At 36.5% G+C, this 22,510-nt stretch carries 22 protein-coding genes; 6 read left to right on the top strand and 16 right to left on the bottom strand.

The genetic code is table 11. From position 1 onward, the window contains the following. Nucleotides 1-70: 70 nt before the first annotated feature. The 3 genes from pyc to ACTWQM_RS07220 all read right to left on the bottom strand — a co-directional run bounded on the left by pyc (nucleotide 71) and on the right by ACTWQM_RS07220 (nucleotide 5,210). Nucleotides 71-3,514 carry a pyruvate carboxylase gene (gene pyc, locus ACTWQM_RS07230; RefSeq protein ID WP_443257513.1) on the bottom strand — a complete coding sequence of 1,148 codons (3,444 nt, stop codon included), beginning with the start codon at nucleotides 3,512-3,514 and terminating at the stop codon, nucleotides 71-73. Then, on the bottom strand, nucleotides 3,502-4,689 hold the full coding sequence (gene ftsW, locus ACTWQM_RS07225; RefSeq protein ID WP_443257512.1) for a putative lipid II flippase FtsW: 1,188 nt from the start codon (nucleotides 4,687-4,689) through the stop codon (nucleotides 3,502-3,504). Before ftsW ends, pyc begins: the two co-directional genes overlap by 13 nt. A gap of 239 nt (nucleotides 4,690-4,928) precedes the next feature. Next, on the bottom strand, nucleotides 4,929-5,210 hold the full coding sequence (locus ACTWQM_RS07220; protein WP_443257795.1) for a DUF1507 family protein: 282 nt from the start codon (nucleotides 5,208-5,210) through the stop codon (nucleotides 4,929-4,931). A gap of 165 nt (nucleotides 5,211-5,375) precedes the next feature. Here ACTWQM_RS07220 and ACTWQM_RS07215 point away from each other — a divergent pair, with 165 nt between their 5' ends. Beyond that, complete coding sequence (locus ACTWQM_RS07215; RefSeq protein WP_443257511.1) at nucleotides 5,376-5,867, top strand: hypothetical protein; 492 nt, start codon at nucleotides 5,376-5,378, stop codon at nucleotides 5,865-5,867. A 354-nt stretch (nucleotides 5,868-6,221) separates the two neighbouring features. Continuing rightward, on the top strand, nucleotides 6,222-6,821 hold the full coding sequence (locus tag ACTWQM_RS07210) for a YhcN/YlaJ family sporulation lipoprotein (RefSeq protein ID WP_443257510.1): 600 nt from the start codon (nucleotides 6,222-6,224) through the stop codon (nucleotides 6,819-6,821). Between the two features lie 823 nt (nucleotides 6,822-7,644). Here the strand turns inward: ACTWQM_RS07210 and ACTWQM_RS07205 are convergent. Continuing rightward, a complete protein-coding gene (locus tag ACTWQM_RS07205; RefSeq protein WP_443257509.1) occupies nucleotides 7,645-7,947 on the bottom strand; it encodes a hypothetical protein in 303 nt (100 codons plus the stop codon). A gap of 139 nt (nucleotides 7,948-8,086) precedes the next feature. Here ACTWQM_RS07205 and ACTWQM_RS07200 point away from each other — a divergent pair, with 139 nt between their 5' ends. Continuing rightward, nucleotides 8,087-8,290, top strand: coding sequence for a YlaI family protein (locus tag ACTWQM_RS07200; protein ID WP_375051568.1), 204 nt, complete (start codon nucleotides 8,087-8,089; stop codon nucleotides 8,288-8,290). 33 nt (nucleotides 8,291-8,323) lie between these two features. Here ACTWQM_RS07200 and ACTWQM_RS07195 read toward each other — a convergent pair whose 3' ends face one another. Then, nucleotides 8,324-8,566, bottom strand: coding sequence for a YlaH-like family protein (locus tag ACTWQM_RS07195; protein WP_443257794.1), 243 nt, complete (start codon nucleotides 8,564-8,566; stop codon nucleotides 8,324-8,326). Between the two features lie 222 nt (nucleotides 8,567-8,788). Between ACTWQM_RS07195 and ACTWQM_RS07190 the strand changes: the two genes are divergently transcribed. Beyond that, nucleotides 8,789-8,959 (top strand): DUF5325 family protein, encoded by a 171-nt coding sequence (locus ACTWQM_RS07190; protein WP_209480314.1) that lies wholly within the window; start codon nucleotides 8,789-8,791, stop codon nucleotides 8,957-8,959. Between the two features lie 473 nt (nucleotides 8,960-9,432). Here the strand turns inward: ACTWQM_RS07190 and ACTWQM_RS07185 are convergent, their stop codons facing one another. Both ACTWQM_RS07185 and ACTWQM_RS07180 read right to left on the bottom strand, forming a co-directional pair. Then, nucleotides 9,433-10,242 (bottom strand): inositol monophosphatase family protein, encoded by an 810-nt coding sequence (locus ACTWQM_RS07185; RefSeq protein ID WP_443257508.1) that lies wholly within the window; start codon nucleotides 10,240-10,242, stop codon nucleotides 9,433-9,435. Between the two features lie 163 nt (nucleotides 10,243-10,405). After that, nucleotides 10,406-10,597 (bottom strand): hypothetical protein, encoded by a 192-nt coding sequence (locus tag ACTWQM_RS07180; RefSeq protein ID WP_443257507.1) that lies wholly within the window; start codon nucleotides 10,595-10,597, stop codon nucleotides 10,406-10,408. A gap of 209 nt (nucleotides 10,598-10,806) precedes the next feature. Here ACTWQM_RS07180 and ACTWQM_RS07175 point away from each other — a divergent pair, with 209 nt between their 5' ends. Next, complete coding sequence (locus ACTWQM_RS07175; protein WP_443257506.1) at nucleotides 10,807-11,424, top strand: YktB family protein; 618 nt, start codon at nucleotides 10,807-10,809, stop codon at nucleotides 11,422-11,424. 109 nt (nucleotides 11,425-11,533) lie between these two features. On the opposite strand, the gene ACTWQM_RS07170 is transcribed toward ACTWQM_RS07175, so the two are convergent. The 4 genes from ACTWQM_RS07170 to ACTWQM_RS07155 all read right to left on the bottom strand — a co-directional run bounded on the left by ACTWQM_RS07170 (nucleotide 11,534) and on the right by ACTWQM_RS07155 (nucleotide 14,501). Next, complete coding sequence (locus ACTWQM_RS07170) at nucleotides 11,534-11,803, bottom strand: UPF0223 family protein (RefSeq protein ID WP_443257505.1); 270 nt, start codon at nucleotides 11,801-11,803, stop codon at nucleotides 11,534-11,536. 14 nt (nucleotides 11,804-11,817) lie between these two features. Beyond that, nucleotides 11,818-12,777 carry an NAD(P)H-dependent flavin oxidoreductase gene (locus ACTWQM_RS07165; RefSeq protein WP_443257504.1) on the bottom strand — a complete coding sequence of 320 codons (960 nt, stop codon included), beginning with the start codon at nucleotides 12,775-12,777 and terminating at the stop codon, nucleotides 11,818-11,820. A 210-nt stretch (nucleotides 12,778-12,987) separates the two neighbouring features. Then, nucleotides 12,988-13,092: a GapA-binding peptide SR1P gene (locus tag ACTWQM_RS07160; RefSeq protein WP_375051574.1), complete on the bottom strand. Its 105-nt coding sequence runs from the start codon at nucleotides 13,090-13,092 to the stop codon at nucleotides 12,988-12,990. A gap of 518 nt (nucleotides 13,093-13,610) precedes the next feature. Next, nucleotides 13,611-14,501 carry a polysaccharide deacetylase family protein gene (locus ACTWQM_RS07155; protein WP_443257503.1) on the bottom strand — a complete coding sequence of 297 codons (891 nt, stop codon included), beginning with the start codon at nucleotides 14,499-14,501 and terminating at the stop codon, nucleotides 13,611-13,613. Nucleotides 14,502-14,829: 328 nt separating this feature from the next. On the opposite strand from ACTWQM_RS07155, the gene ACTWQM_RS07150 reads away from it, so the two are divergent. Further along, the gene (locus ACTWQM_RS07150) at nucleotides 14,830-16,338 is read left to right on the top strand and encodes a glycine betaine uptake BCCT transporter (protein WP_443257502.1); all 1,509 of its coding nucleotides are present in this window, start codon (nucleotides 14,830-14,832) and stop codon (nucleotides 16,336-16,338) included. A 206-nt stretch (nucleotides 16,339-16,544) separates the two neighbouring features. On the opposite strand, the gene lpdA is transcribed toward ACTWQM_RS07150, so the two are convergent. The 5 genes from lpdA to ACTWQM_RS07125 form a co-directional block, all read right to left on the bottom strand. After that, nucleotides 16,545-17,951, bottom strand: a complete 1,407-nt coding sequence (gene lpdA, locus ACTWQM_RS07145) for a dihydrolipoyl dehydrogenase (protein ID WP_443257501.1) — start codon at nucleotides 17,949-17,951, stop codon at nucleotides 16,545-16,547. Between the two features lie 3 nt (nucleotides 17,952-17,954). Further along, entirely contained in the window at nucleotides 17,955-19,268 is a 1,314-nt protein-coding gene (locus ACTWQM_RS07140; RefSeq protein WP_443257500.1) for a dihydrolipoamide acetyltransferase family protein, read from the bottom strand. Between the two features lie 23 nt (nucleotides 19,269-19,291). Then, nucleotides 19,292-20,269, bottom strand: coding sequence for an alpha-ketoacid dehydrogenase subunit beta (locus ACTWQM_RS07135; RefSeq protein WP_443257499.1), 978 nt, complete (start codon nucleotides 20,267-20,269; stop codon nucleotides 19,292-19,294). A gap of 3 nt (nucleotides 20,270-20,272) precedes the next feature. Continuing rightward, nucleotides 20,273-21,355, bottom strand: coding sequence for a pyruvate dehydrogenase (acetyl-transferring) E1 component subunit alpha (pdhA, locus tag ACTWQM_RS07130; protein ID WP_443257498.1), 1,083 nt, complete (start codon nucleotides 21,353-21,355; stop codon nucleotides 20,273-20,275). A gap of 446 nt (nucleotides 21,356-21,801) precedes the next feature. Continuing rightward, entirely contained in the window at nucleotides 21,802-22,494 is a 693-nt protein-coding gene (locus ACTWQM_RS07125) for a YkyA family protein (protein WP_443257497.1), read from the bottom strand. Nucleotides 22,495-22,510 lie beyond the last annotated feature (16 nt).

The raw sequence follows: 22,510 nt of genomic DNA, 5'->3' as shown, positions 1-22,510 counted from the left end.
AATTGCTTCCCTAGAACCCCTTTAATCGTAAAGAAGGGTAATGGAACGAGTCCATTACCCTTTTACTTTTTTATTCAAATTCAATTAGCAGATCATTTACCGCTATCGCTTCTCCATTTTTCACGTGAATATCTTTAATGACACCGGTATATGGCGCCTGAACTGTTGTCTCCATTTTCATAGCCTCGGTAATTAATAAATAATCACCTTTCTGCACTTTTTCTTCTTTTTCACATAGAACTTTAACCACTGTCCCAGGCATTGTTGCTCCGATTTGTTTGTCATTACCTTGATCAATCTTTGGCTTTGTTATAAGTTGTGATTTAACATTTTCATCTTTAACAATAACTTCCCTTGATTGACCGTTCAATTCAAAGTAAATGACACGGGTACCATCTGAACGTGCCTCAGAAATGGATACTAATCTTACAAAAAGCGTTTTACCTTGTTCAATTTCAACCTCAATTTCCTCACCCAGCTTCATACCGTAGAAGAATGTGAGTGTATCAAGAACTGACATATCACCATACATTTCAGTAAATTTATGATGATCCATAAATACTTTTGGATATAATGCATAAGAGATCATGTCAAAACTAGTTACTTGGCGATCAAGGGTTTTAAATAACGTTTCCTTTAATTGGGTGAAATCAATTGGATCTAATAACTCACCAGGGCGTACCTTAATTGATTCTTTTCCTTTTAAAATAATCCGTTGTAATTCTTGCGGAAAACCTTGATATGGCTGACCAATATAACCCTGTGCAAATTCAATTACGGAATCAGGGAAATCAATTGATTCACCACGTTCATATATTTCATCTTCTGTCAGGTCATTCTGGACCATAAATAATGTCATGTCACCTACTACTTTAGATGAAGGCGTTACTTTAACAACATCCCCGAACATATCATTTACTTGCCTGAACATCATTTTAACTTCATTCCAACGATCTTCAAGTCCTACCGCTTTCGCTTGTTGTTTTAGATTACTATATTGCCCACCAGGCATCTCATGTGTATAAATTTCGGTATGCGGTGCTTTCATACCACTTTCAAAGTCTTGATAGTAATCTCTGATACCTTCCCAATAGTGAGATATTTTTTCATAAGAATCGATATTTAATTTAGGCTGGCGTTCTTTACCTTCTAATGCGTGATATAGTGTTTGTGCACTTGGTTGTGATGTTAACCCAGCCATTGGGCCTGTCGCTACATCAACCGCATCTACCCCTGCATCAATCGCTCGGGCATACGTATAAATACCATTACCGCTTGTGTCATGTGTATGCAGATGGATTGGCAGATCAACTGTCTCTTTTAATGCTGAAATCAATTGATAGGCAGCCTCTGGTTTAAGTAATCCAGCCATATCTTTTATTCCCAATATATGTGCACCGGCCTGTTCTAGTTCTCTCGCCAAGTTAAGATAATAATTTAAATCATATTTCGTACGTCCTGAATCCAGAATATCCCCGGTATAACACATAGAAGCTTCAGCAATCTTATTATTTTCCCGGACTGCCTGAATAGCTGGTTTCATTCCCTCAACCCAATTCAAACTATCAAATATACGGAATACATCAATTCCAGCAGTTGCGCTATTTTCTACAAATTCATTAATTAAATTGTCAGGGTAATTTTTATAACCTACTGCGTTACTTGCACGTAACAACATTTGAAACAGAACATTTGGCATCTTTTCACGAAGCTTGATCAGTCGCTGCCAAGGATCTTCTTTTAAAAATCGATATGCAACATCAAATGTAGCTCCTCCCCACATTTCGACAGAAAAAAGTTGAGGCAGTAAACGTGCAGTAGGCTCGGAAATCTTTAACAGGTCCTTTGTCCTGACACGAGTAGCTAATAAAGATTGATGTGCATCGCGGAAGGTAGTATCTGTCAGCATCACATTATTTTGTGCTTTTAACCACTCCGCTAAATATTCAGGTCCATGCTCATCCAGGATCTGTTTAGTACCCTTTGGAATTTCTTCCAGTTTATCAATTTTGGGTACAACCGGCGTAGCTAACGATGGTTTCTTCTTCCTGGCAATACCTTCAAACCCATTCACTGTAGTATGTCCAATATAGGAAAGCATTTTAGTTCCGCGGTCTTTCCGCTTAGGAAATACAAATAACTCTGGTGTCTGATCAATAAATGTTGTGCTGTATTCTCCTGATAAAAATTGGCTGTGTGAAATTACGTTTTCCAAAAAAGGAATGTTCGTTTTTATTCCCCGAATCCGGAATTCTTTTAAATTTCTGACCATTTTTTGTGCGGCTTGTTCAAAAGTTAATGCCCACGTTGATACTTTCACAAGTAAAGAGTCGTAATGTGGAGAAATAACTGCACCCTGAAATCCGTTTCCTGCATCCAAGCGTACACCAAATCCTCCACCAGTTCGGTAGGCCATAATCTTCCCAGTATCCGGCATAAAATTGTTTAATGGATCTTCTGTTGTTACGCGAGATTGAATAGCATATCCATTTGTCACAATTTTGTCCTGATCTGGAATACCAATAGACTTGTCATGAATATCTTGTCCTTCAGCTATTTTAAGCTGGGTTTGGACAATATCAATCCCCGTTATCATTTCTGTGATAGTATGTTCGACCTGAACACGTGGATTAACTTCAATAAAATAATATGCATCATCTGTCACTAAAAACTCAACAGTTCCTGCATTTATGTAGTTAACATTCTTCATCAGGTCTACTGCAGCATCACAAATTTCCAGGCGTAATTCATCTTTTAACGAGACACTTGGTGCCATCTCAACTACCTTTTGGTGCCGGCGTTGTATGGAGCAATCCCTTTCATATAAATGGACCGTGTTACCGTGCTTATCACCTATCACCTGTACTTCAATGTGTTTTGGCTTCTCAATTAACTTTTCAACATAGACTTCATCACTGCCAAATGCTGCTCTTGCCTCGGATTTAGCTCGATCGTATGCTTCTGAAAGCCCACTTTCATTGCGAACGATACGCATACCACGACCGCCACCACCTAGTGAAGCTTTAATAATGATTGGATAGCCATGTTTGTTTCCAAATTCTCTTACTTCATCTACTGACGATACCGGGCCATCAGAACCTGGTATGATTGGAAGTCCAGCGTTTATTGCCTGTGTTCTTGCTTTCACCTTATCGCCAAACATATTCAAATGCTCGCTTGTAGGTCCGATGAAAATAATTCCCTCTTCTTCACAGCGCTTAGCAAAATGAATATTTTCAGAAAGAAATCCATAGCCTGGATGTATCGCATCAATACCGACATTCTTTGCAAGTTCAATGATACCTTCAATATCAAGATATGCATCGATTGGCTTCTTCCCTTCACCAATCAGGTATGCCTCATCAGCTTTATAACGATGATAAGAACTGGTGTCTTCTTTAGAATAAACCGCTACAGTACGAATATTAAGTTCTGTACAAGCCCGAAATACCCGTATAGCAATTTCACCACGATTTGCAACTAATACTTTTTCAATACGCTTTACCTCACCCATGTTTTTCCTCCTCTATTTTTAAACACATTTGTTTCAGGTTCTTCCTTGGTATTCACAGGAACTGGTTGTTGTTCTTTTTGTTTATTTGTTTTTGCAATATTATTGATTATCCCCATGGATATCATCATAACCAGAAGTGATGAACCACCATAACTCACAAACGGCAATGGCACCCCTGTAATCGGTAAAATTCCACTTATTGCCCCGAGGTTAATAAATGCTTGAATTCCGATCATCGAGGAAATCCCAATTGCTAATAATGCACCAAAACTGTCAGAACATTTTTTGGAAATAAATAATCCACGCAGTACGATAACTGATAACATTCCTACTACAATAATGACTCCGACAAAACCAAGTTCTTCAGCTATAACAGCCATTATAAAATCAGTATGAGGTTCTAGTAAATAGCCCAGTTTTTGAACACTTTGTCCCAATCCTTCACCGGTTAATCCACCAACACCTATAGCTAAGTAAGATTGAATCAGGTGATATCCATCGTCTTGCGGGTCTTCAAAAGGCTGATAAGCTCCATCAAACCTGGCAATCCGCTCATCGGTCACCATACTTGGTATGGCAAATGCAACTAATGCCAGACCTACCAAGACCAGAATGGTTAGATGCTTAAAACGAATTCCGGAACTAAAAATCACAGAGCAAGCAATCATAAAAATTATCGCCGCTGTTCCTATATCAGGCTGCGATATAATGAGACCTAATACTATAGCAGTTAATATCAAAGGTGGAAGTACACCTCTATTAAACTCATTAATATAGGCCTGCTTTTTGGAATAAACTGAAGCAAGATACATTATTAATCCCAGTTTCGCAAACTCTGCAGGCTGCATACTGATAAAACCAAAATTGAACCATGATTTGGAACCATTAACTTCATTTCCAAAAAAGAGCACCCCGACCAATAACACAACAATAATTAAAATAATCAGTTTCATCAACTTTTGGTAATATCTATAGGGGAAAATACTGGTAAAGATAAACCCTACCATTGCCATAGAAAACCATTGAATCTGCTTCACCAGGTAATGTGAGCTTTCATGACCCTCAACAACAGCTATTACCATACTAGCACTGTAAATCATTACTATTCCAAACATTGCCAGCAGTATTGGTGTAATCATTAACGTAAAATCATAACTCTTTAATTTCTGTATCATCTTACTTCTCCTCAACATATGTATTCGTAACAATAGTTGAAATAGAAATTTTTAATAGTATAACATAATTTTGTGCCATATTACATTTCTACTTCTACTAGATTAGAAAACTTGGCTATTTACCAAGCCTTAATAGATAGCCTTAGTTGAAATTACTGCAGTAAGAAAGTAACTGCTTAAATAAAAAAACCTTGCCATTATCCAATTAGGCAAAGTTTTTGCTAAGTTGTAACATGACATTACACCTTGTCTTGTGCTGCTTCATGTAATATATTAAGCTGCCTTTCTAAATTTTCAAGAAGGGCTTTACCTTCATTCTCGCTGATCATGTCCAAATTGACAGCAAAATCAATCTCCCTTGAAAGACCAAACATTTGTGTATCCAAAACCTCTTCATACAAAGGACATTGAGGCATTGTTAAGTTCTCAATTTGAACTTCTATTAGCCTCCAAATTTTATCAGCATCAGCCTTAAGAAGGGCATAGGCTTTTTCACGTTGAGTTTCAGTCACCTCAGGAATCAAATATATCCCCTCCGTTTAAAAGACTTTCTTCTATATTATATTATCGTTTGCACGTTGAAAATGCAAATAAAATTAAAGGAAATTTTAAATTAATCGTTTATAATGAAAAAATGAAAAATGTTTGCTATTCTTGTAAAAGATAATATTGAGAGGTGGTTATACATGATAGTCCCTATTACTGGAAATGTTACTTATTCAATCACACTAGACCCAACCGTCTGGATCTTTGATGATAGAAAAATACTGCTGGATGAAGCATTTTCGAAAAAGGAAAATGAACAGCAGGTTGAGGATAACGAGCTTGAAAATGCATCAAAACGGTGGAACAGAGCAGTTTATCAACAGAAAATAAATCCACCAGTTAACAAAAGTATTTCCCGGTTCGAAAGGGAAAAGATCCTGGTAAACTCCTATGTAATGCCAATTAACGAATTTGTAGATCACGCCGAAATAAAAGAAAATGCTACAGACGTTACACTTGTAACAAATAAGGGTGAAGAGCATATCTCACTTGAGGCATTGCAAAACTGCTACTTACTATTTGCTCTTGAAGGTAAACCCCTTAAAGAAGAAGGGCCTGTTCACTTATTCTATAAGGATGGTTCCAATAAAGATAATCCAATTACAGGGATTGAAAAAATAATAATTAATTAAATGATGGAGCTGTTTACATTTTTATATGTGAGCAGCTTTTTTTCAATTAAATCAATTTCAACTTTTAATAATAAGGCAATAAACCCAAACTAATTAGCGATAATAGTATGTTGAATTACCAATAATACATAGTTCGTAAAATCGTTAGGATAAATGAAGATCACAAGAATATGATTCAATTAAGAATTAATTCTTTTTCACTACTTATCTGTGACTAAGACCTATCTGTACCAAAGTTTTTGAGCCTTCAGATCACACATATCCTACTTCGTACTTAGGATGTATATTTTACAGCATTCGACTCAGAATAATAAGACAGTAATTCCGTTTGTACATTTTAAAGGAGGAGTACACATGTTGTTCCGTTTAGGGATACTGTCTTTAATGAGTTTTTTGTTATTAATTGGCTGTCAGCAAAATGAGAAAGACCAATCCTTGTCAACCGAACAGGAAAATAACCGTATTGTACAGGTAGAAGATTCTGATCCTGCAAAGGAACAAAATCCCACTAACAGACAAATTTCTACCCATTTAGCAAATATCGCAAGTGATGTACCAAATGTAAATGATGCTACATCCATAGTAGCAGGTCCATATGCAGTCGTTGGTATAAATGTTGATAAAGATTTAGACCGTTCACGTGTTGGAACTATAAAATATTCCGTTTTGGAAGCATTAAAGAATGATCCGTATGGAAAGACAGCAGTTGTTGTTGCTGATGGAGATGTGGTTGAAAGACTACGCGAGATGGGAAACAAAATAAACCAAGGTCATCCAGTACAGGGAGTTGTTGATGAACTCTCAGCAATCGTTGGTCGATATATGCCAGACTTTCCAATCAATGATGACCAGCCCCAGGAACCAGATCAGAACAAAGAAATGCTGCCAAAAGAAGATGAGAAAAAATTAGATGATATTGAGGAGAAACAATCAAACCATAAGAACAATGAGTGACTAAAATTTAGCTTATAGTTAAAGGAATTCTATTGAAAGTGTATTGTACTTTAAAAACGCTTTATGCTGGGAGTGTAAGCTGTAATATAGATAAGCCTTAGGTGTGCTTATTAATACTGCCAAAAATAAGCTAGGACAAATATGTTTTAGTCAAGTCAAAGTAAAATCCGAACTATTTAAAATTCTTGAAATAGAATTCGAATTAGTTCGGATTTATTTTGCAATAAGAAAGTATAACTATTTTTTCACACTGCATAAGTGCACTAAGCATTCACCAAAAGGCTTAAACTCCAGAATATAAGTGGTTCTAGAAAGAAAAATACGCTTTCAAAAGAATCCCCTTAACGAATGTCTAGTTTTCTAATGTTGCTGATTAGATATAAACTGCGAAACAACTTTATGTAAATTCCTTCTATTCCTTATAAGATGAGTGCTAATTTAACGAAACTTTATGGACTATAACTTCGCGTTAATCAGAAATCCTCTATTAGTGGAGGCAGAATACGTAGACTCCTGTGGGAACAGACGTTCCGAGGACCCCGGAAGAAGCGACTAAATGAAGGCCGACTAAAACCGTCCTTTGCGGACAACGTCGGCATACCCCTTTTGCCGGGGCAAGGAGGCTGAGGTCGTGCCCATGGAAAGCGAAGTATTCTGTAGAAACGAATGTAAGCACTCAACTATCATTAGAACAAAAGAAAATCTTCACTAATTCGCAGTTTATATCAACTACGTATTAGATCCAGCTATGAAAATGAACGTTCTAAACTTCCTTTTATTATTTGTCATTAAAGTGGAAAGTTTAGTTAATCACAGCCATTTTTTATTTCAAGTCCTTTTCTTCACTTTGGTTTTCCTTAACCTGATTATAATAATCTACTCCAAATTGGGATCCTTCCGACACCATTTTAGCGTTTTCCATTTGTGCAGGATCCTTATTATCAGCTTGGTCTGGAATACCAGCATCTTCAAAAGTTGAATTAGATTTATTTGTACCTTTTACTTTATTTTTGATATAGCTTGCTCTTTCCTTTAACTTATTTCTGTTTTCCTCTTTATTCAGAAACACTCCCATAATTCCCGCTCCCACAGCTCCTGCTACTGAAGCAATATATCTTTTTCTCATCTAATCACCCTTTCTAATTTAAATATAAGTTGATAATAAATATGTTCCCCATTATTTCTTTTATAAAACACTCACTTTAATACATAAGTATGTCATGTTATAGTTAATAGGTAGTTAGCCTAATTTCAGAGGTGATGAAATGCAAGTACAATGTGTGCTATGTGACACGATAGAAGATATTCAGGATAGTTCCTTACAAGCGAAACGATTAAGAAATCGCAGAATCCATATGTATTTATGCCAAGAATGTGATCATCGAATTTATAACAACACAAAAAAGAGACACGAAACTGGTAACTTCCGCTTGTATGAAGCAAAAAAACAAAAAAAGGATCTAATATAGCAAAAACTCCCTTATTTGGGAGTTTTTGTCTGTTTATGACTTACTTTTTGTTTTCCTCTCTTGATATAGCCTAAATCTGTATATCCCTAAAATGAGTGACATTATAAGTAAACTCTCTGTAATAGGATAACCAACTATACTAAAAAACGTTATGATTATCGAACCAAATGCTAACATTAAATAAATCAAAAAAGATTTTAAAATTGGTAATTTGCGAGCAAACCCCAACTTATATGTAATCGATGCAAAAATAAAGTTTAAGACATAAAAAATCATTAGCTCATGACCATGATAATTATCTACAATAAAATCATATAGCAAACTAAAATTAGTACCCATCCATATCCTCCATTACCAGTAAACGTTAAAACTCATTTTCTATCATACTAAATCTTATTGCAATATGCTAGTTAAAAACTTGTCTATTTATTAACTTTATTTTTTTGAACAATAACCAAAATTAATATATACTTGTTCCAGTAAAAAGAGGTGTAATTTATGAAAAATATCAATATTCCCATGCTGTCATTAGCAACATTGGTCATTCTCATGTTTGTTCTCGTTGGAATTTCCATTGCATTTCGCAATATCTGGTTTGTCTTATTATTTATATTATTGGGATTTGGATTTATGGGGTACGGTTTATCACTCAAGCGAAAAAGAAAGTGACTTCACTAATTGGGGTCAGTTTTGGGAGAAATCAACGTAATATTTAGCACACAATTAACCACTATTATTGAATAACCCATTTTTAACGGAATGAGGATCCGCTTTGATTGTTTGGCGGATTCTCATTCCGTTATTTCCTTAAAAACCCTCAATTTAATCTTGGGTTCGGATCCTCATTCCGCTATTTGTCATTTTTGCCTCATATTTGGCTGATTTTCTGTTTTTAGCGGAACGAGGATCCGTCTCGTCCTTTCGAGAGCACCTTTTCTGCTATTTAGCGGAATGAGGATTCATTTCGACCGTTTATCAAGGTCATTCCGAGTGGCAATACTTCATCCACTTCGATTGTTATTTACAATGAAGTATAAAAACTAATATGGTATATCAATAAAAATTGGATCACGAAATGTTATGCGTTTTATACTCCTAAACAGTGTGTTCCTCCCCAAAAATGACTCGTTACACTATTGGAGTCACTTTTTTCCTTTCAGCATATAATCTTCCACAATAGCACTTTTTATTGCCGGATTACATGTTAATATCGAATTTTTTTCAAGCATGTTAACTTGTTCACCGTAGATAGTTGTTGTCATGCCACCTACTTCATTGACAATGACTACTCCAGCAGCAATGTCCCATGGAGATAAACTCATGGTTAAATATCCATCCATAATCCCTTCTGCGACATAGGCAAATTCAAGTGCTGCAGAACCATAAGTTCTAGTGCCCCTAATTGTTTTCACAAAATCCTGCATTACCTGTTCATCAACTAATCTATTTTCACAAAGCCAAAAGTGATTTAAACCAACGATTGACTCCAACAGAGGTTTCTTATTGGCAAGCTTTGGTAAAGGTTCGTTATTTTTAAATGCCCCTTCGTTGTGTTTGGCGCTATATAGCACATCAGCCATTACATCATATATAAAACCAATTTTTCCTACACCATCTTGATAAATACCTACAGATATTGCAAAATTTCTCTTTTGATGGACGAAATTCATAGTCCCATCAATTGGGTCTATTATCCAAACTGTCCCATCAAGTGTTTCCAATTGATCACCATATCCTTCCTCACTAATTATAAAGTGATCAGGATAAGTTTTTTTAATATTTGATACAAAAAAGTTTTCTGTGTTTTGATCCATAGTTGTTACCAGGTCATTTGGATTGGATTTTGTATTAATCTCAATCCGATCATACATTTTCTCTCTTATCGTCTCACCTGCTTGAAGCACCCATTCTTTTGCTTGGTTGTATATCGAATCACGCATCTCCAAATTCATTTATAAGCCTCCATTACATTTCAACTATGTCTATAATACCAAATTGGATGCATCGAATCATTTTTTTAATCCGGCGAGTTTGTAAACCTATACATACAAATGACCCCAAAAGTGTTCATTAACTATCAATGAACATATGTAAACTTGGGGTCATTTCCAATTATTAATCATTTTCAATCTCCAACACTTGCAATCGTAATTGCTCTAAACGTTCTTTTGATTTTATCATTTCAATTTTATCATTGGCTTGCATTGCATCATGTAGCGTTACAAGTTCATAATCAATTTCCATTCGAATAACGGGTAATTTTTCTAGTGCTTCTTTCTTTCTCAGTGCCTCCATTACATATTTCACTTTACCCACAACCTTTCAGTTGGCTTTTATTATATATATGATATATTTTCCCAAATAGTTCATGGTAAATAGTAACTTTTGTTTTTACATTCCCCAATTTTCAATCTTTTTAAACATTTTTTGCGGGAAGATAACTTGACTGAATCCAATTTTTGCTTAATAATAATTATTATAATCTATGATGATTCACCATAGAAAGGATGATTTATATGGTATTTAAGGGATTTACGGAAGAAGATTTTAAAATATTTACGATTGATGGTCTTGATGAACGAATGAAAGCCATCAGGGCAAATATACAACCAAAGTTTAAGGTAATAGGTGAAGAACTGTCTGGGCCTGTTTCAGAGATGACTGGCAGTGAAATGTATATACATATTGCACAGCACCTAAGACGTACAAAAAATCCACCTAATGATACATGGATGGCTTTTTGTCATAATAATCGGGGTTACAAGAAACATCCGCATTTTCAAATCGGGTTATTTGATGACCATTTATTTGTATGGCTTGCATATATTTATGAACTGCCAGGAAAACAAGATATGGCTAAAACATTTTTAAATCACATGGATGATATCAAACAAACAATTCCAGATGATTATGTAGTGTCATTGGATCATACAAAAAAAGATGCGACACGTTTTGCTGATATAGATTTGGAAAAGTCTCTCACCCGCTTCCAAAATGTTAAAAAAGCAGAATTTCTAATTGGCAAGCACTTTAAACCTAGTGACCCGATATTAAAAGATGGACAAGTATTTTTAAAGGAAGTTGAAGCTACGTTTAAAAAACTGACACCTCTTTATCAAATTTCGATGAATTAAGGCTAATATTACAGACAAAAAACGCTACGATGAATTCGTAGCGTTTTTGCCATGTTTAATGCAGGTTGTTGATTGATGACGTCTATGATAAAGGGAGTCAGTCCTTTAACTAATCTAGTTTAATTGTTTTTTGTTCAGATTCTCTAGCTTGTTTCACAACAGGATAACTTGCATATCCCGAAGACTTTTCAAAATCAGCAAAATAGGTTTTCTCTTCACTTTTGGATGGTACAATCCTCTTAAACTTCCGATATGCTGCCAGAAGTTCTTCACGTTTCACATGCTGTTCATATGCCTGTTCTACCAATGCAAAAAAATTTACCACATCAATTATTTCCTCTTTTGACCATGATTCGTCAAGTGGGTAATGGTAACTCATAGTTGCTAATCACCTCAATTTGTCCATTTTCCCTTAATTAAATCTGCTTCACTAATTATTGAATTTATTAATTCCTTCACAGAGGGTATATCCTGGATTCTTGCTGCCCCTTGTCCAGCCCAGCCAAACCCTTCTGCCTCTTCACCTTTATGGATATATTGTTTATTAGCTTCCCCACTTATGTATGTTTTAAGTGCTTCATAATCACCATGTTCTTGCTCAATACCTAATATTTTGTCCGTCCATGGATTTTTTAATGCCCTGGCCGGGGTTCCTAATGTCCGTTTAATGACAACTGTTGCATTTTCATCGGCTTCAACTAGTGCCTGTTTATATGCGGGATGTGCATCTATACACTCTTTCGTCGCAATAAAACGTGTACCCATTTCAATACCATCAGCCCCTAATGAAAGTGCGGCCATCATACTTCTGCCATCTACAATTCCGCCAGAGGCGATCACTGGAATAGAAACAGAATCAACAACTTGTGGTGTTAACACAAAGGTTCCAACATCACCACGCCCAAGATGGCCTCCCCCTTCTTGTCCAACTACCATAACTGCGTCTGCACCTAGCTCTTCTGCCTTTTCAGCCTGCCTGCGCGCTGCAACAAGTACAAGTTTTTTGATAGGATGATCTTTTACCATGTCAAGCACACCTTTTGGATTACCACCGGTGACTGATATTACTGGGACATTTTCATCAATAGCCGCTTGAACCATATGCTCATATGGTCGTCCATGCTGCCCAATGGCAAAATTAACGCCAAAGGGTTTATCTGTCATTGTCTGCACTTTTTTAATCTCATTTCGTAATTCATCTGGGCCTTGCAGACTCATCGCCGTTATTTGCCCAAGACCGCCTGCATTTGAAACAGCTGCCGCTAAATATGCATACGCTAAATATGCCAGTCCACCCTGAATAATAGGATAGTCAATTTTCAAAAGTTTTGTTACTTTAGTTTCCCATCTCAATATAAACACCCCTTTTTCTTTTTATTCTATCATTTAATATTGGCTAATTCCTAATAAATTAAAGTGTTATTAGAAAACTTGGCTTATCGCCAGGCCTTAATATAGATAAGCCTTAGTTGCACTTATGCACTAAGAAAGCATTTATACTTATCTGCAAATAATAAGCTGCATGGATATCCATGCAGCTCTGATGTATCACTATTAATTAATTTATTCTCTATTACAAGTCGGACATGTACCATAAAGAGTAGTCACTTTTTCATCATCATAATGATCAATTACTTTCTGACAATCCTGACATACGATTGTACCCATCTGGCCCAACTCCTTTTCACTAATTATAACACTGTACAATTATTATAATGTGTCACAATTAAAGAATCAACCCTTAATTAGTATAACATATTAAATAATATGTGTTTTTGTGAATAAAATAACAGTCAGATAAAAAAATACCTGACTGTTATTGTTAACAAGTTTAGTTTTGTTAATTTTGGAAGGAATGTGCTCGCTTAAACGGAAAAACCGGTGAGCATCCTCAATCCTCGACCTTCTCTACTGGCAAATGTGATATATTAGCTGGATATGCAGGATATCAGCCGTTATTATAATATATCAATCAGAGAATTAAGGATATTGACTCGCAATTGTTTTATATCGTCCGGAAATTTCGGATATCGACCTAAATGACAAAACACAGCCCAAGGGGTGCAAGACAGGAGAATGCCAAGCTTAATCTTTATTTCATTAATGCTAAAAAAAGCAGTTCAATTAAGAATACAAATTGCGTAACTGTACTTATACTTCAAAATTGAACCGCTAGCTGTTTTATTTTACTTTATTGTTTGTAACAGTGAAGGGTCTACCATTTCATATCCTTTATCCCGTAGTCCGATTACTATGTCTTTCAATGCCGCTGCAGTCCATTCACGGTCATGCATAAGTAAATTGGCCCCTGGCTTCAGCAAACTGTATGGTACGTCCACTTTAGGTCCTTTTCCTGTTATCATCGCCTTTTTTAGTTTATCAGCATCCATATATGGCTTGAAATAGTCATACCCATAGGTCCAATTCATAACGATCATGCCCTCTTCTTTCGCAATTTTTGTTGAAAAGTCAGTGTTGGCACCATTTGGAGCTCTGAAAAATTTTGGCTTTTCTCCAATAATCTCTTCTATCCTATCGTTTAAGCTAGTAATTTCCTTTTTCTGTTCTTCCTGAGACGAGTCTGGTAAAAAAGCATGATTATATGTATGATTTCCGATTTCGAAACCCATTTTATGTATTTTTTTCAAAATCTCTTCATCCTCAGTAGTATCCAGAAAATGTCCATTTACAAAGAAGATTGCACTCGCGTTCAATTCTTTTAACGTTTTCGCCATCTGCAATGAATATTTATGTGGCGCATCATCAATAGTTAACAATACTACCTTTTTATTTATACCATCATTCAATGGAACTACCGAAGAATCTTCATCATTAATTTTATACTTTGCTTCTTCCGGACTGTCTTCTTCAGGTAGATTGACCTTTTCCTGTTTTTCTTCTTCCTTCTTTTGACTATCTTTTTCTGCCTTTTGTTTTTCCTCAACATCATCTGATTTATCCTGCGTTTTTTCCTGATCCGGATCCGGACTATTGTTAGCCGTATTAGTTGCCTCACTCTCCCCACAAGCTGAAGCAAATACAAGTAATAAAAGCATTAGCCATATAAATCTTCTCATTGCTGTTCCCCCTATTATATGTACATATGACGATATATTTATTATATACGATATCAGTGGTTGATGACTATACCTATTTTTACAGGTAACAAGTAACTGCATAAGCAGAGCCACCAAGTCTTTGTTTAATTTTTTGTTTTGTGGGAATATGTAAAAGGGCATATGCGGAGAATTATATTAGGACAAAAGGAAACAATAAGCACAACTACCTAAATACATGCGTAAGAATTGAACAATTTAATAACGTATGTTTCAATATTTAATTGTGCATGTTAACTCCCTTATCATACATTCTAACAATTAATACTACATAGAAAGGAATGTTCAAATGAAAAAAGTAACAAAGGTATTCTACATTTCAGCCGTTGTGGCAATATTATTTATAATTTGGGGGATCCTACCAAATAGTAATATGAGTTTTGTAACAACAAAAATCCAAGAGTATTTGGTAGAAAAATTTGGCTGGTTCTACTTGATGAGTGCAACAGCATTCTTGGTATTTGCAATCTATTTGATCTTTTCCAAGTACGGCAATATTAAACTGGGTAAACCGGGGGACAAGCCTGAGTATTCCTATCTAACTTGGTTTGCAATGCTTTTTAGTGCAGGTATGGGAATTGGTTTAGTTTTCTGGGGTGCTGCAGAACCGTTATCACATTATCATACACCTCCATATGGAGATCCTACTTCAAACGATACTGCTAAAACTGCTATGCGTTACAGTTTCTTTCATTGGGGGCTGCATCCATGGGCTATTTATGCCACCATTGCTTTAGCACTCGCATACTTTAAATTCAGAAAGCAATCAGCAGGTGTTGTAAGTGCAATTCTTGAACCTTTATTCGGTGATAAGGTTAAAGGGGCATGGGGAACTCTTATTGATTTTGTAGTTGTATTTGCAACGATTTTTGGGGTTGCAACTTCACTAGGTTTTGGAGCAATCCAAATTTCTGGGGGTATATCATATGTATTTGGTTTAGACAAAACCATTTCGCTACAACTGATTATTATTGGTATTGTTACCGTACTTTATATGACTTCTGCCATGACTGGACTTAATAAAGGGATTAAATATCTAAGTAATACAAACATAATTTTAGCAATTGCTTTAATGCTGTTTCTCTTATTTGCTGGTCCCACAAACTTCATCATGAATCTTTTCACAACAACGTTTGGCAGTTACGTACAAAACCTGCCAGGTATGAGTTTCCGATTAACACCTTTTGATATGAAAGACTCATGGATTCAAGACTGGACTATCTTTTATTGGGCATGGTGGATCGCGTGGGCACCATTTGTAGGTACATTTATTGCTCGTGTTTCCAAAGGCAGAACAATTCGGGAATTCGTACTAGGCGTTCTGCTAGTGCCTACCATTTTTGGTGCTCTCTGGTTCTCCGTATTCGGTGGATCGGCAATCAATCTGGAACATTTTCAGGGTGCTGAAATTCAGCAAGTTGTTGACAATCTTGGCACAGAAGCAGCATTATTTGCTGTCCTTGAACAATTTCCATTTGGCACTGTAATGTCTATCATTGCGATTTTATTAATCAGTACATTCTTTATCACATCTGCTGATTCGGCAACATTTGTATTGGGAATGCAAACGACTGGTGGAAGCTTATATCCACCAAATACTGTTAAGTTTGTATGGGGAATTATACAATCAAGTGCTGCAGCGGTGTTGTTGTGGCAAGGTGGACTCGGAGCTTTACAAACAGCCTCGATTATAGCAGCCTTTCCATTTGCGATAATCATGATTCTGATTGTATTTTCGTTGATGAAATCATTTAGAGAAGAGGCCAGAGAAATCGATTTACGGCGTAAGAGACAATAAATATAAAATTTACAGGCAGTTCAGTTGGCATGCAAAACAAATTTTGCATCCTTAACTGAACTGCTTTTTTTGATTTTTTATCAACTCACAATTTTTGACTTGACTTAACCCTAATACATAGTTGCACCAACGCATCGGAAGCCGTGTTGGTTTCTTCATGCAAAAAAAGAGAACTGCACTTTGGCAGCTCTCTTTATAAGTATAATTTACATTGTGTGTATTGGCATCCCTAAAGCTACATCAGCAGCTTCCATCGTAATTTCACCAAGACTTGGATGGTTATGAATTGTCAATGCTATATCTTCCGCTGTCATTCCTGCTTCAATTGCCAATCCAACTTCTGCTATCATTTCACTAGCATTTGGACCTGCAATCTGAGCTCCAATTACCAGTCCATCTTCTTCTCTAGTAATTAATTTCATAAATCCATCACTATCATTTAATGATAATGCACGGCCATTAGCTGCAAATGGAAACTTAGATGCCTTAGCATTATATCCAGCATCCTTTGCTTCTTTTTGACTATAGCCAACTGTAGCTAATTCAGGATCTGAGAATACAACTGTAGGTATTCCGATATAATCAATTTCTGATTTCTCTCCACCAATTACCTCAGCAGCCACTTTACCTTCATATGATGCTTTATGAGCTAGTGGAGGACCATCAACAATATCGCCAATTGCATAAATATTATCGATGTTTGTACGGCATTGTTTATCAATCTTAATAAGTCCATTATCATCTACATCAATACCGACTTGCTCTAAACCAATTTCTGCAGTATTAGGACGGCGGCCAACTGTTACCAATACATAGTCAGCGTCAACGGTTTCTTCTTTCCCGTTTACTTCATAAGTAACTGTAACACCATCTTTTGATTCTTCAACACCTTTAGCCATCGCTTCAGTAGTAACTGTCACACCTTTTTTCTTAAGGCGTTTACTAACCACTTGCTGCATTTGTTTTTCAAAAGCGCCAAGAATCTGTTTCGTACCTTCAAGGATTGTTACATCAGTTCCAAAGTTAGCATATGCTGTGCCTAACTCAGTTCCGATATAACCACCTCCGATTACAACCATTTTGTTAGGAATTTCTTTTAGAGCTAATGCACCGGTAGAATCAATAACACGATCCGTGAATTTGAAGCTTGGAATTTCAATTGGTGTTGAACCTGTTGCAATAATACAGTTGTTAAATGTATAAGTCTGTGAATTCTTTTCATCCATAACTTTTACTGTATTTTTATCAACAAAGTATACTTCACCTTTAACAATATCTACTTTGTTACCTTTCAAAAGACTTTCAACGCCAGAAGTTAGTTTGTTAACAACTTTCCCTTTCCATTCCTGGACCTTGGAAAAATCAACGGATACATTCTCCGTCTTAATCCCTAATTCTTCATTACCATGGGCGTTTTCAGCCAGGTGTCCAGCTTGAATCATTGCTTTTGATGGGATACACCCAACATTCAAGCAAACACCACCAAGTGTTCCTTTATCAACTATGGTTACATTTTGACCGGTTTGAGCAGCACGGATGGCAGCTACATAGCCACCCGGTCCTGCTCCAACTACTAATGTGTCTAACTCAATTGGAAAATCTCCTACTACCATAATCTACGCCTCCATCATAATTAATTGTGGATCGTTCAATAATCGTTTAATCTGATTTAATGCAAGTTGCGCAGTTGCACCATCAACGATACGATGATCAAAGCTAAATGACACCGCAAGAACAGGAGCAACAACAATCTCACCGTCACGTACAATTGGTTTTTCAGCAATTCGTCCAATACCTAGAATAATTGCTTCTGGATAATTAAGAACAGGAGTAAACCATTGTCCACCAGCTGAACCAATATTAGTAATTGTGTTTGATGCGCCTTTCATCTCATCAGATGCAAGTTTACCACTACGAGCCTTCTCTGCCAATTCATTTATCTCTTGTGAAATGGTGAAAATTGATTTGCGATCTGCATCTTTTACAACTGGGACTAATAAACCTTTATCAGTATCTGCTGCAATTCCAATGTTGTAATAATGCTTGTGAATAATTTCATCGGTTTCATCATCAACAGCAGCATTTAATATTGGATATTTCTTAGATGCTGAGACTAATGCTTTTGCAACGTAGGGCAGATACGTTAATTTAATATCCTGCTCAGCTGCTACAGCTTTAAATTTCTTACGGTGAGCAACAAGCTCTGTTACATCTACTTCATCCATTAGTGTTACATGTGGAGCTTTCGTTTTTGAATTAACCATTGCTTTTGCAATCGACTTGCGGATGCCACTCATTTTTTCGCGTGTTTCGGCGTATTCACCTTTTGGAACTTGTGTTTCTTTTGGTGCTGTCGTTTCTTCTTGCTCTTTGGAAGCAACATCTGTATCTTCTGCTTGTTGGTCACCGCTTAAGTATTTGTCTATATCTTCTTTCAGGATACGTCCATTTTTACCGGACCCCTGTACGTCCTGAATAGATACTTCATTTTCACGAGCATACTTACGTACAGAAGGCATTGCAATTACGCGTTTATCATCGGAAGATTTATCTTTCGTTTCTTCTTTATCGTCTGAATCATTATTCTTTTTTTCTGCAGATTCTTTTTTATCAGATTCCTGATCACTACTATCTTTTGACTCTTCCTTTGGCTCTTCCGCTTCTTCAGCGTCATCTTCCTGATCTTCATAGCCCTCTGCATCAATTGTAATGATAGTATCACCAACGGTTGATACTGTACCTTCTTCAACATGAACCTTTTCAACAGTTCCTTCAACTGGAGAAGGGATTTCAACGACAGCTTTATCATTTTGCACTTCACAAAGCACATCATCTTCTTTAATTTCTTCGCCTTCTTTAACAAACCATTTTACTATTTCGCCCTCATGAATACCTTCACCAATATCAGGCAGCTTAAAATTGTAAGCCATTATTACTACCTCCAATCCTTTAATTAAAAGTTAATTACTTGATTTACTCTTTCTACGATGTCTTCATGATTTGGCAGCCATATTTCCTCAGCTTGTGAGAATGCATAAACAGTATCTGGAGCCGTAACTCGTAAAATCGGTGCTTCCAGATGGAGTATTGCTCGTTCCTGAATCTCTGAAATAACGTGCGCTCCAACTCCTGCTTGACGCTGCGCTTCCTGAACCATAACCATTCGATTGGTTTTCTTAACAGACTCAACAATTGTATCTACATCAACCGGTGATACAGTACGAAGATCAATAACTTCAGCATCAATATTATCTTTTTCCAGTTCATCCGCTGCCTTTAAAGCTGCATGAACCATTGCGCCATAAGCAACAAGTGTAACGTCATTACCTTCACGTTTAATATCTGCCTTATCAAGCTCAACTGTATATTCCTCATCTGGAACTTCACCACGGAAAGAACGATATAGCTTCATATGTTCTAAAAATAAAACAGGATCATTACTTCGTATAGCCGAGATTAACAGTCCTTTTGCGTCATATGGTGTTGATGGAATGACAACTCTTATACCAGGTTGCTGTGCAATTAATCCTTCAAGCGAATCGGCATGAAGTTCAGGTGTGTGCACACCACCACCAAATGGAGAACGTATTGTTATTGGCATAGCTTTTGTTCCGCCCGATCGATAACGCATCCGTGCCATTTGGCCATTAACAGCATCCATTGTTTCATAGATGAAGCCAAAGAACTGAATTTCCGGTACCGCGCGAAAACCTTGCAGGGCAAGACCAATCGACATTCCACCAATCCCTGATTCGGCTAGTGGCGTATCAAATACACGTTCTTCGCCGAACTCATCTTGTAATCCTTCTGTGGCGCGGAACACGCCGCCATTTTGACCGACATCTTCACCATATACAAGCACATTTTCATCATTTTTTAATTCATTGTGCATTGCATCAGTGATTGCTTGAATCATAGTCTTTTGTGCCATGGTCTACTTCGACTCCTTTTCTTTATATTCTTCCAATTGCTCCTGTAAATTTGGTGGAAGTTCCTCATACATATTTTCAATTAAGTCAGTTACAGTCTGTTTCGGGTATTCATCCGCCTTTTTGATAGCTTTCTTAATATCATCTTTTGCCTCATCAATAACTTTGTTCTCTTCCTCTTCTGACCATAAGTTTTTCTCTTCTAAAAACGTACGGAATCGAACAAGGGGATCTTTTTTCTCCCATTCATCATTAAGATCATCAGAACGATAGCGTGTCGGATCATCCCCAGCCATGGTATGTGGTCCGTAGCGATAAGTTAACGTTTCTATTAATGTAGGGCCTTCTCCATTTATTGCACGCTCGCGAGCATCCATTGTAACGGCATAAACAGCTAATACATCCATACCATCTACCTGAATTCCTTCAATTCCAGCTGCTACAGACTTTTGTGCTAAGGTTTCAGCATTTGTTTGCTCTTCAACGGGCACTGAAATTGCAAAATGGTTATTTTGGATAAAGAAAATTGCTGGCGCGCCATATGAGCCTGCAAAATTAATACCCTCATAGAAATCACCTTGGGATGTACCGCCGTCACCCGTATAAGTTACGGCAACTGATTTCTTTCCACGTTTCTTCATTCCAAGTGCAACGCCAGCAGCTTGTGTATACTGGGCACCGATAATTATCTGCGGACTTAATCCTTTTACATCCTCCGGAAACTGGTTCCCATGGAAGTGCCCTCTAGAGAATAAGAAAGCTTGATATAATGGAAGTCCTTGCCAAATAAGCTGTGGAACATCACGATATGCTGGAAGTAAAAAATCATCTGCTTCTAAAGCATATTGACTTCCTAACTGTGATGCTTCCTGTCCTGCGGTAGGAGCATAAAATCCTAAACGTCCTTGACGGTTCAGTGCAATAGAACGCTGGTCAAGAATACGAGTATAAACCATTCTGCGCATAAGCTCTTTCAAATCATCATCTGAAAGATCAGGCATTGCGTCTTTATTAACAATCTTTCCATCTTCATTAAGAATTTGGAACATTTCGAACTGACTTTCAACACTTTCAAGTACGTGTTTCAAAATAGTTCACCTCTTCCTTTCTGAATACCTATTTTGTATTTTCTTTTTTAGCCTTCCCAAAATATGAAAAAATCTGTACCGTTTTGCACTTATTCTTGTTCCCTAGATTAAATTTTACTAATCACATTTCTAAAGCAAGGATTAAACTGTTACATAAGAATCGCAAAAATTAATGGTACAATTCATAATCTAGTTAGAGTTTAGCGTATAAATACCAATTTGGTCAATTACTTTGTTTTATTTATTTATTTTTAGCAAACGGGTTGTACCGCTTACATAAATTTCACTCTTTTATGACATTGCTCTGTTATAGTATCAAAGTATAACTGTATTAATTGACTGCCAAAAGATTATTATGAAGAGCGCATTTTGCTTTCTTAACTCCCAAAAAGAAGAGAACCGAATCAATATGATCCGGTTCTCCTGTTTGTTTCCTATTCATTTGCTTATTCTTTACTGTCCTTATCACCTGTTTGTTCATTATTTTCATATTCTGCATCTATCCCAGCAGCTGTATAAAACTCTTCTTTTAATGCATTATATTCGGTAGTAAGTTCGTTAAACTTTTTATTTACTTCAATTACCTGCTGATAACTTTTGTTAACCTTTTCGATATGCTTAGTTAGGGTTTCCTGCTCCAATTCTTTCTTTTGCAGCATTGTATACAAATCTTTCTCAAGCTTTAATGTCTTTGAATAAGCTTCATATAATTGATCATATGCATCATAGCGTTTAGTCATCACTTCATACATTTCTTGTGCACTCTTTTTAGCTTTTTCTTCCTCCAAATCTTCAATCATACCATCAATTTTTGTGAATTCTTCTTTGGAGGCATTAATACTTTCCTTTTCAAGCTCTATTTTCTCTTTTCTTTTTTCAATATTTTTAATCGCTTGCTTGGAAAGTTCCTTGATTTTTTCAAATTCATTCATGCCTAAATCAATAATTTGGCTATATATTTCCTGTTCCTTCTTTTCCAATTCTACAATTGGGTCCTGCTGCTTAACAAAGGTGTCTTCTAACTCCACCGCTTTTTCCAAGTGGTCATATATTTTTTCTGAGGTTGATGCCCCACTACAAGCAGTGACTATTGCTATTAAGAATAATAATAAAATTAAGAACGACTTTTTAAACACCACGCGTCAATATCCTCCT

Source organism: Virgibacillus sp. L01 (assembly GCF_052246775.1).
GTDB lineage: Bacteria > Bacillota > Bacilli > Bacillales > Amphibacillaceae > Lentibacillus.
Note: the sequence above shows the minus strand (reverse complement) of the source record. Positions and strands in the feature narration are given on the sequence as shown.